At 73.2% G+C, this 11,799-nt stretch carries 9 protein-coding genes; 3 read left to right on the forward strand and 6 right to left on the reverse strand.

Annotated elements, in window-relative coordinates:
• Positions 1-32 precede the first annotated feature (32 nt).
• Positions 33-596: an HD domain-containing protein gene (locus tag AC1UE4_RS00075; RefSeq protein WP_482915174.1), complete on the reverse strand. Its 564-nt coding sequence runs from the start codon at positions 594-596 to the stop codon at positions 33-35.
• Positions 597-712: 116 nt separating this feature from the next.
• On the opposite strand from AC1UE4_RS00075, the gene AC1UE4_RS00080 reads away from it, so the two are divergent.
• Together AC1UE4_RS00080 and AC1UE4_RS00085 are read left to right on the forward strand one after the other, a co-directional pair.
• Positions 713-1,606 carry a metal ABC transporter substrate-binding protein gene (locus AC1UE4_RS00080; protein ID WP_482915175.1) on the forward strand — a complete coding sequence of 298 codons (894 nt, stop codon included), beginning with the start codon at positions 713-715 and terminating at the stop codon, positions 1,604-1,606.
• A 28-nt stretch (positions 1,607-1,634) separates the two neighbouring features.
• Positions 1,635-3,428, forward strand: a complete 1,794-nt coding sequence (locus tag AC1UE4_RS00085) for a potassium/proton antiporter (RefSeq protein ID WP_482915176.1) — start codon at positions 1,635-1,637, stop codon at positions 3,426-3,428.
• On the opposite strand, the gene AC1UE4_RS00090 is transcribed toward AC1UE4_RS00085, so the two are convergent.
• Positions 3,394-4,512: an AI-2E family transporter gene (locus tag AC1UE4_RS00090; RefSeq protein WP_482915177.1), complete on the reverse strand. Its 1,119-nt coding sequence runs from the start codon at positions 4,510-4,512 to the stop codon at positions 3,394-3,396. The two genes, AC1UE4_RS00085 and AC1UE4_RS00090, sit on opposite strands and share 35 nt — an antisense overlap.
• Positions 4,513-4,560: 48 nt before the next feature.
• Positions 4,561-7,059 (reverse strand): lytic murein transglycosylase, encoded by a 2,499-nt coding sequence (locus tag AC1UE4_RS00095; RefSeq protein ID WP_482915178.1) that lies wholly within the window; start codon positions 7,057-7,059, stop codon positions 4,561-4,563.
• A gap of 73 nt (positions 7,060-7,132) precedes the next feature.
• Here AC1UE4_RS00095 and AC1UE4_RS00100 point away from each other — a divergent pair, with 73 nt between their 5' ends.
• On the forward strand, positions 7,133-7,630 hold the full coding sequence (locus tag AC1UE4_RS00100) for an arsinothricin resistance N-acetyltransferase ArsN1 family A (RefSeq protein ID WP_482915179.1): 498 nt from the start codon (positions 7,133-7,135) through the stop codon (positions 7,628-7,630).
• A gap of 3 nt (positions 7,631-7,633) precedes the next feature.
• On the opposite strand, the gene AC1UE4_RS00105 is transcribed toward AC1UE4_RS00100, so the two are convergent.
• The 3 genes from AC1UE4_RS00105 to AC1UE4_RS00115 all read right to left on the reverse strand — a co-directional run bounded on the left by AC1UE4_RS00105 (position 7,634) and on the right by AC1UE4_RS00115 (position 11,690).
• A complete protein-coding gene (locus tag AC1UE4_RS00105; protein ID WP_482915180.1) occupies positions 7,634-9,721 on the reverse strand; it encodes a lytic murein transglycosylase in 2,088 nt (695 codons plus the stop codon).
• A 107-nt stretch (positions 9,722-9,828) separates the two neighbouring features.
• Positions 9,829-10,446, reverse strand: a complete 618-nt coding sequence (locus AC1UE4_RS00110; RefSeq protein ID WP_482915181.1) for a hypothetical protein — start codon at positions 10,444-10,446, stop codon at positions 9,829-9,831.
• Positions 10,447-10,538: 92 nt separating this feature from the next.
• Positions 10,539-11,690: an alkaline phosphatase family protein gene (locus tag AC1UE4_RS00115; RefSeq protein ID WP_482915182.1), complete on the reverse strand. Its 1,152-nt coding sequence runs from the start codon at positions 11,688-11,690 to the stop codon at positions 10,539-10,541.
• Positions 11,691-11,799 lie beyond the last annotated feature (109 nt).

Raw genomic sequence — 11,799 nt, forward strand, 5'->3', positions numbered from 1 at the left:
CCTTGACCGATCGCCGCTCACGGTGGCCGCAGCTAGGACAGCGCGGGCGGGAGCGCGCGCAGCGCCCAGAGCTCGAACCGGAGCTGGCGCACGAGCGGCAGATCTGGCACTGCGGCCTCCAGCATCGCGAGGCTCTCCTCGTAGTGGTGGAGCTTCTCCTCGTCCAGCGGGAGCCGGTCCCGGACGGCCTTGGACCGCAGCTCACGGGCCTTCGCGACCTTGTCGGCGGCGTAGATCGCCTGCGCCTCCGGCCCTGCGCGCCGCACCCGCTCGCGCAGCGCCTCCTTGCGCTCCCCGTAGCCGTCGATGGCCGGGTCGTCGCTCAGCGCCGACACGAGCCGCGCGACGTGGTCGCCGAAGCGCTCGCGCAGCTCCTCCTCCGTCGCGTCCGAGTCCTCGATGGCGTCGTGGAGCAGGCCGGCGGCGACGACCTCGTCGTCGAAGCCGCGGTTGCGCAGCAGGACGGCGACCTCGAGCGGGTGGAGGATGAACGGCGCGAGGTCGCTGTCGCGCCGCTGCAGGCGGTGGTGGTCCTCCGCGTAGCGGAACGCCTTCGAGGTGAGCGGGAGGTCGGCGACGAAGTCGGGGCAGTCCACGGCGCCGTCATCTTCGCGGACCCGGCGCCCGGGGTGGGCAGTCGTTCACACCGTGTTCACGCGCGTCCGAGGTCAAATGAGAACCGTTCTCATCTGATGGTAGGGTCTCCCGGCCGATGCGCCGGACCGCCGCCACCTTCCTCCTCCTCATCGCCCTCGTCGCGACAGCGTGCGGGGGCGACGGCGGCGACGGCGTCCGGGTGGTCGCGACCACGACGCAGCTCGGCGACTTCGCCCGCGAGGTGGGGGACGGGCGGGTCGATGTGCGCACCGTCCTCAAGCCGAACGCCGACCCGCACGACTACGAGCCGCGGCCGAGCGACGCGTCGGCGATCTTCGACGCGAAGCTCGTGCTGCAGTCGGGTGGCGAGGTCGACGAGTGGTTGACGGACCTCGTCAGCGAGTCGGGCGGCGACGCCAAGCGCGTCGACGTGGGCGAGGCGATCGGCGCGGGCGGCGACGACCCGCACTGGTGGCAGGACCCGCGCAACGCCGAACGCGCGGTGGGGGCGATCGAACGGGAGCTGGTCGAGCTCGACCCGGCGGGACGCGCCACGTACGAGGCGAACGCGAACCGGTACCTGCGGCGGCTCCGCGCGCTCGACGGCGAGATCGCGCGGTGCTTCGCGACGATCCCGCGCGACCGGCGCAAGCTCGTGACGAACCACGACGCGTTCGGGTGGTTCGCGCGGCGCTACGGCGTCGAGGTGCTCGGCTCGATCGTCCCGAGCCGGTCGACCGCCGCGCAGCCGTCGGCCGGCCAGGTGCGCGACCTCGTGGCGAAGATCCGCGCCGCGGGTGTCCGGACGATCTTCCCCGAGGCCGCGCTCAACCGGCGCCTCGAGGTCGCGGTGGCCCGCGACGCCGGCGCGAAGGTCGGGCCGGCCCTCTACGCCGACACGCTCGGCGAGCCCGGCAGCGACGGCGCGACGTACCTCGGAGCGCTGCGGCACGACGCCGCCGCGATCGCGGAGGGCTTCGGCGCGCGCTGCCTCCGCAGATCCCCCTGACCGCTCCCCATGAGAAGGTGCAGCGGGCGTGACCGACGGCCAGCTGATCCTGGTGACCTCCGTGCTGCTCGCGGCGGGCCTCACGGCCTCGCTCGTCGCCGGGCGTCTGAAGATCCCGGGGCTGCTGCTCTTCCTCGGCGTCGGCATGCTCGTCGGGTCCGACGGCCTGGGCTGGATCGCGTTCAACGACTACGAGCTCGCGCGCACCGTCGGCATCATCGCGCTCGCCCTGATCCTCTTCGAGGGCGGCCTCTCGGCGGGACTGCCCGAGATCCGCCCGGTGCTCGCGCCGGCCGTCGCGCTGGCGACGATCTCGACCACCGGCACCGCGATCCTCGCCGGCCTGGCCGCGGCGGCGCTCTTCGACCTGCCGACCGTCGACGGCCTGCTGCTCGGCGCGGTCCTCTCGTCGACCGATGGCGCGGCGATCTTCGCGATCCTGCGCGAGTCGACGCTGCAGCGGCGCCTGGCGCGCACGCTCGAGGGCGAGTCGGGCCTGAACGACCCCGTCGCCGTCCTGCTCGTCGTCGGCCTGATCGAGTGGATCGAGGACCCGACGTTCCGCCTCGACGACGTGGCGCTGCTGCTGGTGGAGGAGCTCGGGATCGGCCTCGTCGTCGGCGTCGTCATCGGCTGGCTCGCGGTCCAGGCCTCGCGGCGCGTCCGCCTGGCGACGAGCGGCCTCTACCCGGTGGCCTCGCTCGCCACGGCCGGCCTCGCGTTCGGCATGGCGGACACGCTCGGCGGCTCCGGCTTCCTCGCCGTCTACCTCGCCGGTCTCGCGCTCGGCAGCGCCGAGATCCCGGCCAAGCGCACGGTGACCGCCTTCCACGAGGGGGTGGGATGGGTCGCCCAGCTCGGCATGTTCTTCACGCTCGGCCTGCTCGTGTTCCCGTCCGACCTCGGCGACGTCGTGGTCGAGGGCACCGTGCTCGCGATCGTCGCCGTCGTGATCGCCCGTCCTCTGACGACGATCCTCGCGCTCTGGCCCTTCGGCTTCTCCCTGCGCGAGGAGCTCGTCCTCGGGTGGGCCGGCCTGCGCGGCGCGGTGCCGGTGGTGCTCGCGACGTTCCCCGTCATCGAGGGCCTCGAGGGCTCCGTCGCCATCTTCAACATCGTCTTCTTCGCCGTCCTGCTCTCGACGCTCGTGCAGGGCGCGACGTTCGAGCCGTTCGCGCGCTGGCTCGGCATGACGACGCGCGAGCCGGCGCTGCCGCGGCCGGTCGCCGAGCTGGGGACGATCCGCCGCCTCGGCGCGGAGATCGTCGAGTACCCGGTCGGCCCGCACGACGCCGTGGTCGGCGCGCGCGTGCGCGACCTCGGGCTGCCACGCGACGCCGTCGCCAACGTCATCGTGCGCGGCGAGCTCGCGATCCCGCCGCGCGGCTCGACGCGCCTGCAGGTCGGCGACGAGGTGCACCTGCTGTTCAGCGAGGAGGCGGCACGGCGCGTGCCCGATCTGCTCGCGCGCTGGCGCACCGGCCCGATCGGCCCGCAGCAGCGCCCGCCGCGCAAGCCGTCCGCGCGCACGCCGGTGTTCAGCACGTGGCACTGGAAGGAGGAGCAGGACGGCGACCCGGCGCACCTGCGCGAGATCCGCGGCGCCGAAGTGCTCGATCAGCTGCGCATCCGCCGCGACGAGCCCGGCGGGCTGTGGGCGCTCGACGACGGGCGCTACGCGGTGACGGGCCGGGTGGCCGCGATCGGCGGCCGCAACCAGGTGTCGCGCTGGGCGCGCATCCGCATGTCGCGCGCCGAGAGCGACGAGCGCGCGTGGCTGCAGACCGTCATCGCGGCGCTGGCTGCGGATGTGCCGGAGTAGTTCGCTCGTCGCGATCGATGCCGAGGTGCTCGAGGCTCTCCTGCTCGACGCGCTTCTGGCGGTGCTCGATCCAGTCCTTGATGATCACCTGCAGCGAGCCGGCGATCGGGATCGCGCCGAGGGCGCCGAGGATGCCCGCCAGCTCGACGCCGATGAGGATCGAGATCAGCACGATGAGCGGCGACAGCTGCACCGTGCGGCCGTAGACGACCGGCTGCAGGATGTGGTTCTCGGCCTGCTGGTAGACGATGAAGAACGCGAGGACGATGATCCCCGCCGTCGTCGAGTCGAGGAACGCCACGAGCGTGACGACGATCGCCGCGAGCGTCGCGCCCGCCAGAGGGATCAAGTCGAGCACCGCCACCACGAGGCCCAGCGCCAGCGCGAACGGCACACCGAGGATCAGCAGCACGATCGACGCCGACAGGCCGGCGATGACGCTGATGAGCAGGTTGCCGCTGATGTAGCCGCCGATCGTGCGGTAGATGCCGCTGCCGACCTTCCGCCAGCGCGGCTGCGACTCGAGGGGGATCAGCGAGTAGACCCGCTCGACCCACGTCGGGCCCTCGAGCAGCATGAAGAGCGTCATGAACACGATCGTCACGAGGCCGGTGATGCCGGTGACGATCCCGCGGCCGACCGAGAGCACGGTGTCGGTGCCCTGCCCGCCTTCGCCCTGGCCGAACGCGTCGCGCACGTGATCGCTGATGTGCCAGCGCTGCTCGAGGTCGCCGAGCGGCCCGCGACCCTTCGTGAAGTCGCTGATGTAGCCCGGCGCCGCGTCGACGAGGTCGCTCACCTGCCGCACCAGCGGCGGCGCGAGCAGCGCGGCGAGCCCCACGACGACGAGCAGGGCGACGACGTAGACGGCCGCAGTGGCGGAGCCGCGCCGCCGCAGCCCGTGGCGCTGCAGCCACTCGACCGCCGGGTTCAGCGCGAGCGCCAGGAAGAGCGAGATGAGCACCCAGGTGATCGCCTGCCGGGCGATCCACAGCACGAGGATGACGACGCCGAGCCCGACGAGCACGCCGGCGCTCGTGAGGATCGTGCGCGGACGGAAGGAGACCAGGCGTTCGTTGCCCACGCACCCGCCTTACCCGCTGAGCGGGCGAGACGATGCCGGTCGTCAGCTTCAGTCGCCCTTGTGGCGCGCGCTCGAGCGCGCCGGCGCGACCCACGCGGTCTGCGGCGAGGCGGGGACCGACGGCTCGCTCAGCTCGCCGAGGCGGTCGATCAGCTTGATCCACTGGCCCGGCTTGAGCACCGCGCTGAGCTGGCGGCCGGTCGCCGAGTTCGCGCCGTACATCGGCTGGAAGCCCACGTGGACGTGGTCGTCGTGGTCGCCCATCGCGAGCGTGTTGTCGGTGCCCTCGTACGTCATGAGCGTGATGATCTGGTGCGGCTTCATCGTGCCCTGGAGGGTGAGCAGGCGGCGGACGGTGACGTCGGTGATCGAGCCCTCGCCCTGGTGGCCGAGGACCGGGATGCCGTTGATCTTGCCGATGTCGACGGCGGTGCCGGTCGAGTGCTCGGAGACGTTGCCGGACTTCGTGTAGGTGGAGTGGCCGCACTCGAGGCTCGTGACGCTCGGGCGCAGGCCGGACGCGGCGAGGAACTCGAGCGTCGCGAGGACGCGGCGGTCGATCCGGCCCGCCTTGACGTCCTCGCGCCCGCAGGAGTACAGCTCGACGCGCGGGTTGCGCAGCACGCGGCCCTCGAGCTCGGCCTTGCCCATCAGGAGGATCTGGCCGATGGTCGGGCCGGCGTTGCCGCCGACGAAGGGGTTGCGGCCGAGCGCACGGTAGGTGGCGGTCGACTCGAGCAGCTTCCAGCCGTCGAGGATCGGCTTGGGATCGATGAGCGGCGCGCCGCGGCCGGCGGGCCGGATCGCGAACCGGACATGCGGCGTCGTGCCGCCCACGCGGCCCAGCACCGTGCCGCCGATGACGCGCGAGCCGGTGCGCAGCTTGCGCGCGACGAGGTCGCCGGCCGGGAGGTCGAGCGCCCTGAGGTCCGCCGCCGTCGCGAGCTTGACGGCCTGGAGGCGGCTGCCGGACTTCAGCGCCGCGGGCCGGTCCGGGTTCGCGAACAGGCGCTCCTTCGTGACCGTCGAGTTGGTCGGGGTGAAGGCGTGGACCTCGGCGCGCGTCTTGGTCGACCAGCGGCCGCGCGCCTGGAGGTGCGACTTGGAGAGCGAGGAGAGGTGGGCGTACGTGTAGGTGTTGCCGTACGCGTCGCGCAGCTGGACGTACTTGCCGAGCCGGTCGCTGCGGCCCATCTTCACGACCTTGCCGTCCTGCACGGCGATGACGGGGGATCCCGCCTTCGCGTAGATGTTGATGCCGCGGCGGCTCGTGCGCGGCTCGACCGGCACGGCCGCGTTGCGACCCTTCGCGACGCGCGTCGAGGCGGCCCGCGCCGACAGCTCGTCGGCGTAGCGCGCCGGCGCGTCGACCGGGAACTGCCCGTCGGTGAGGCCGGTCAGCGACCCGATGAGGTTGCTGGGGAGGCCGCCGATCAGGCGCGCGCGCATCAGCACGGAGTCCACGTACCAGTCGGCGTGGTTGTAGGCGAAGACGGCGCGCTCGAGGTCGGTGTCGGCGCCGGCGGCTTTCAAGTACCGCGCAGCGGAGAAGATCGCGTCGACGGGGTTGTACGGGTCGCGGCGGCTGTCGCCGTTGGCGTCGATGCCGTACCGCTTCCACGTCGCGGGCATGAACTGCATCCAGCCCACTGCGCCGGCGCTCGAGACGTTCAGGTTGCGCCCGTAGTCGGTCTCGATCTCGTTGATCGCCGCCAGGACCTCCCAGCGGACGCCGTACTCGATGCCGGCGGCCTGGTAGATCGGCAGCAGGAACGGCGGGATGCGGAACTTGTCGATGAAGAAGTTGGGAACGCCGATCGGCGCGGCGCCGGGCGTCGAGATCGAGATCGTCGGGTCCGTGATCGGCGGCGGGGCCTGCTCGCCGCCCGTCGCGTCGGCGTCGCGGTCCCGCTTGCGCTTGGTGCGCTTCGCGTTGCCCGTGTCGTCGGCCGCCTCGTCGTCCTTCGCCGTCGCGTCCTTCGCGGGCTTCTTGCCGGTCGTGCGCTGCTTGGCGCCCTTGCCGCGCGCGGCCGGCTCGTAGCCGGGCTCGTCGCCGCCGGCGGCCGGCGGGTCGTCCTGCGGCGCCGCGTCCGGCCGGCCGGCGCCCTGGTCGCCCCCCGCGTTGTCCTGCGCGGCGGGGGAGGCGGGCTCCGCCGGCGTGGCGGGCGCCTCCTCGGCCGCGGGCGCGGGGTCGTCCTGCGCGGTCGGGGTCCCGGTCGAGCTGGTCGCGTCGCCCGACGGGGCGGGCGCCGACGTGGTCGACGTCTCGGCCGGCGGCGGGATGACGACGGGCGCCGGGGTGTCGGTCTCGGTGATCGCGTCGATCTGGTCGAGGGCGACGCCGGGGTACTCGATCGTCCACGGATCGGCGTCCTCCGCCACGTCGACGCTGACCGTGACGTGCGTGCCGTCCTTGAGCGCGAGGTCGAACGTGCGCACCTTCGCGCCCGCGCCGATCACCGACGTGCCGAGGCCCGCGCTCGCGATCCCGGCGAGGCCGAGGGCGAGGACGATGCGGGAGGTGGGCAGGCGGCGACCCGAAGGCATGACCGCGCAACCGTCCCACATCCGGGCCAACAGTAGGAATCGAACGATCGTCCGTCGTCACAATGGCGCGCTCATGGTGATCAGGCCCGCGACACGCGACGACCTCCACGCGATCACCTCGATCTACAACCAGGGCATCGAGGAACGCGTCGCGACGGTGGTCACCGTCCCGCGCACGCCGGCGGATCTCCACGGGTGGATCGGCGTGCGCCGGGAGCCGCTGCTCGTGGTCGAAGACGACGCCGGCGCGGTCCGCGGCTGGGCGCGCGTCGCGCGGTACTCGGATCGCGGCGCATACGGCGGCGTGGGGCTGTACACGATCTACGTCGATCGCGCCGCGCGCGGAACGGGCGCCGGGCGCGCCCTGCTCGAGGCCCTCGCCACGGCGGCCGAGGCAGTGGGCTACTGGAAGCTGGTCGGCCGGGTCTTCACCACGAACGCGGCGAGCATCGCACTCGCCCACGCCGCCGGCTTCCGCGACGTCGGCGTGCACCGGCGTCACGGCCGGGTCGAGGGGGAGTGGCGGGACGTGCTGCTCGTCGAGCGGCTGCTCGGGCCCGCGGCGCCCTGAGCGCTACTTGTCGACGACCGGGTTCTCGAGCTCGCCGAGGCGGTCGACGAGCTTGATCCACTGGCCCGGCTTGAGCACCGCGCTGAGCTGGCGCCCGAGCTTCGAGTTAGACCCGTAGAGCGGGCGGAAGCCGACGTGCACGTGATCGGCGTGGTCGCCCATCGCGAACGTGTTGTCCATCCCCTCGTACGTCATGAGGCTGATGATCTGGTGCGGCTTCATCGTGCCCTGGAGGGTGAGGAGCCGGCGGACGGTGACGTCGGTGATCGAGCCCTCGCCCTGGTGGCCGAGGACCGGGATGCCGTTGATCTTGCCGATGTCGACGGCGGTGCCGGTCGAGTGCTCGGAGACGTTCCCCGACTTCGTGTAGGTCGAGTGGCCGCACTCGAGGCTGGTCACGGTGGGGCGCAGGCCGGAGGCGGCGAGGAACTCGAGCGTCGCGAGCACGCGGCGGTCGATCCGCCCCGCCTTGACGTCGCGGCGGCCGCAGTCGTAGATCCCGATCCGCGGGTTCGTCACGACGCGGTGCTCCAGCGAGGCCTTGCTCATGAGCAGGATCTGGCCGATCGACGGCTCAGCCCCGTCGCCGAAGAACGGGTTGCGCCCCTTCGCGCGGTAGATCGCCGTCGACTCGAGCAGCTTCCAGCCGTCGAGGATCGGCTTGGGGTCGATGAGCGGCGCGCCGCGGCCGGCGGGCCGGATCGCGAAGAGGACGTGCGATGCGCCCTCGCCCGGCAGCTCGCCGACGCGGCCGAGGATCGTGCCGCCCGTGACCTGCGAGCCCGTCTTGAGCGGCTTCGCTCCGCGCAGCGCGAGCACGCGCGGGCGCTGGGGGTTGGCGAAGACCCGCTCCTTGCCCGACCACGCCGCGTCGTGGCGCGTCGGCGTCGCCCGGATCCCCGCGCGCGTGGTGCGCGGCGCCGCGTGCGTGCGCGCGATCGAGGCGAGGTGGGCGTACGTGTAGGTGTTGCCGTACGCGTCGCGCAGCTGGACGTACTTGCCGAGCCGGTCGCTGCGGCCGAGCCTGACCACCTTGCCGTCCTGGACCGCGACGACCGCGGCGCCGCGCTTGGCGTAGATGTTGATCCCGCGGCGGCTCGTGCGCGGCTCGACCGGCACGGCGGCGTTGCGGCCGCGTGCGACGCGCTGCTCGGCCTCGCGGCGGGACAGGTCGTCCGCGTACCGCGCCCGGGCGGCAACGGGGAAGCGGCCCTGCGTCAGCCCCGTGAGCGAGCCGATCAGGTTGCTCGGCAGGCCGCCGATCAGGCGCGCGCGCATCAGCACGGAGTCCACGTACCAGTCGGCGTGGTTGTAGGCGAAGATGGCGCGCTTCAGGTCCTCGTCGGCACCGGCGGCCTTGAGGTAGCGGGCCGCGGAGAAGATCGCGTCGACGGGGTTGTACGGGTCCTTGCGCTCGTCGCCGTTGGCGTCGATGCCGTATCGCTTCCACGTCGCGGGCATGAACTGCATCCAGCCCACGGCGCCCGCGCTCGAGACGTTGAGGTTGCGCCCGTAGTCCGTCTCGATCTCGTTGATCGCCGCCAGGACCTCCCAGCGCACGCCGTACTCGGTGCCCGCCGCCTGGTAGATCGGCAGCAGGAACGGCGGGATCCGGAACTTGCTGATGAAGAAGTTCGGGATGCCGATCGGCGCCGCGCCGGGCGTGGCGATCGACAGCGTCGGGTCCGCCGCCGTCGGCGCGGTGGCACCCGCGACGGCGCCGTCGCCGTCCTCCGCGTCGCCGGTCGCCTTGGCGGCGTCCTCGCCCGCCTCATCGACCGCTTCGGTCACGGGCTTCTCACCGGTCGTGTGCTGCTTCGCGCCTTTGCCGCGCGGCTTCGGCTCGGCATCGGTGGAAGCGGTCGGCGGCGCCGGAGTGGTCGGCGTCGTCGACGTCGCGGCGGGCGGCGGCGGAGCCGGCGTGGTCGACGTCGTCGCGGGCGGCGCGACCGGCGTCGTCTCGGTGGGCGTCGTCGCGATGTCCTCCGGCACGATGACCGGGTCGTCGGCCGGCGCCCCGAGCACGGACGTGCCCAGGCCGGCGGTGGCGAGCCCGGCGATGCCGAGCGCGACTGCGGCGCGGGGGACCATCAGCTGGGGGGAACGGGGGAACGGACCATCGGGGGACGGCGAGCGGGCCAGGCTACAACGCCGCCCGGCGCCCGTCAGGCGCCGGGCGGGATCCTGCGTCCCTTCCCCTAGTAGGGCGCGGGCACGTCGACGTCGCGCGGGATGCGCGGCTTGCGCGCGCTGCGCGACTTCGGGCAGCCCTGCGGCCGGCCGAGGCCGAACGGCCCGGCGATCGCCTGCTGGACGTTGCCGCTGCTGTCCTTGTAGGCGTACATCACGGTGAGCAGCGCGTCGACGCGCGGCTCCGCGCACAGCTTCTCGTTGATCGAGAAGCGGCCGGACACCACGTGCCAGCTGCCGCTGTACTTGCCGACGCAGTTCACGCCGAAGCCGGGGAGATCGCCGTTGCACGAGAAGGCATCGGTGGCGACGACCTCCTTGGTCTTGGCATCGGTCGCGAAGACCTCGGTCTCGATGCTCTGGACCTCGTGGTCGGGCTGCACCTGGTAGCCGGTGATCGGCCCGGAGCACGCGAACGAGTACTGCACCTGCGTCGAGCCGGGATCATCCGCCTCGGGCTCTCCCTTGCCGAGGTGGCCGTAGCAGATCGTGTTGTTGGGGTTGAGGTCCGCGGAGGCGGGAGCCGTCCCGCGGGAGAGCAGGACGACCGTGGCGGCGGACGTCAGGAGCGCGACCAGCGCGATGGCGAGCCATCGGCGGCGCGACGGCGGGACGACGAGGGACAATGGTCCTCCGATGTTGTGCAGGGATCGGTGAGGCGCCCGTCATCCGAACGGGCCGCGCCGATCGTCCTCGGCGCGCTCGGAGCCACTGGTGATCAAGTCGTGGCTTCGTCGTGAAGTTGCAGTGAAAACGCGCTCCGCAGGAAGCCGTCGGCGTCCGCGGCGGTCGCGAGCGGCTCGAGCGCCAGCAGGTCGTCCACGGTGCGCAGCACGTCCGCTGGGCCGAACGTGCCGTCGAGCTGCCCGCCGGCCTCGGCCAGCGGCGACAGCACCAGCGCGCCCTGCTTGGTCGTGACGAGCACGGCGCCGCCGTCGGCGTAGGCCTTCGACTCGAGCAGCGGGCCGAGCACGTCGTGCAGCCAGGCGTCGAGGCCCTGCTGCTGCGCCGCCGCGCCGGGGACGACGAGCGCGAACGCCGGCGCCGAGTCGGGGTCCTCGGCGTCGGGGGCGAGGCGGTCCGGGGTCGCGATCCCCGATCCGCAGTCCGGCGAGTCGGCGATCGCGTGGAACAACAGGAACGGGTTGCCGGGAGCCGCGTCGGGCCGGCACGCGGACCGGCCCGGCTCGGGGGCGGGCGCGTCGACGTAGCCGCGCCACGTGCGCCCCGCCTCGGTCAGCTGGTTGACGAGCGTCGTCACCGACGCCGGGCGGACGCAGTCGCCGTCGGTGTACTGCGGGCAGCCCGCGGTCTGCGGCGGCGTCGGCCGGCGACCGGACAGCAGGGTGACCTCCTCGGCCAGTGCCGCGGCGCCGCCGGTCGTGTACCCGGGCAGCGCGAGCGCCTTCGGCCGCAGCTCGTCGCGCAGGTACGACGGCTGGTCCGGCGCGGCGATCTCGTCGAGCGTGCCGATCCCGAGCGGCACGACCCAGACGTGCTTGACGGGTGGGAGCTCGGGCGCGTCGGACCCCGCCACCGTGTCGTCGCCCGTGTCCGCCGGCTCCTCGGACGTCGCCGGCGCGGGGGTCGCGGCGACGGGCGCGACGAGGAAGGGCTCCGCCGCCGGCGCTGGGATGCCCGGCTCCGGCGCGGCCACGTCGCCGACCTCCGTGGCTTCCTCCGGCGCAGCCGACGCCGCGGGCACTGCGGCGGCGGGCGGGCCCACGACGATCAGCCGCCGCGCGGCGATGGGCGTGGCGTCGGCGCCGGCCTCGGTGAGACCGGCGGCGAGCACGCTCGCACCGAGCACGAACAGCGCCGAGGCGCCGAGGAGGTCGGCGGGCAGGAGCCGCCACGGACGCGGGGACACGGGCGCATCAGACACGCCCCGCGGACCGGCGGCGATCCCGTTCGCAGCTTCTTCACACCCCGGGCACGAGCGCTTCACATCTGCGCGGTGCCACGCCGGAGATCTTCCT

This window comes from Parviterribacter kavangonensis (assembly GCF_056863335.1).

Excerpts from the sequence above, each read along its gene's own strand:
- AC1UE4_RS00100 (WP_482915179.1), top strand. The coding sequence starts at position 7,133 with ATGGTGATCAGGCCCGCGACACGCGACGACCTCCACGCGATCACCTCG.
- AC1UE4_RS00095 (WP_482915178.1), bottom strand. The coding sequence starts at position 7,059 with ATGCCTTCGGGTCGCCGCCTGCCCACCTCCCGCATCGTCCTCGCCCTC.
- AC1UE4_RS00080 (WP_482915175.1), top strand. The coding sequence starts at position 713 with ATGCGCCGGACCGCCGCCACCTTCCTCCTCCTCATCGCCCTCGTCGCG.
- AC1UE4_RS00105 (WP_482915180.1), bottom strand. The coding sequence starts at position 9,721 with ATGGTCCCCCGCGCCGCAGTCGCGCTCGGCATCGCCGGGCTCGCCACC.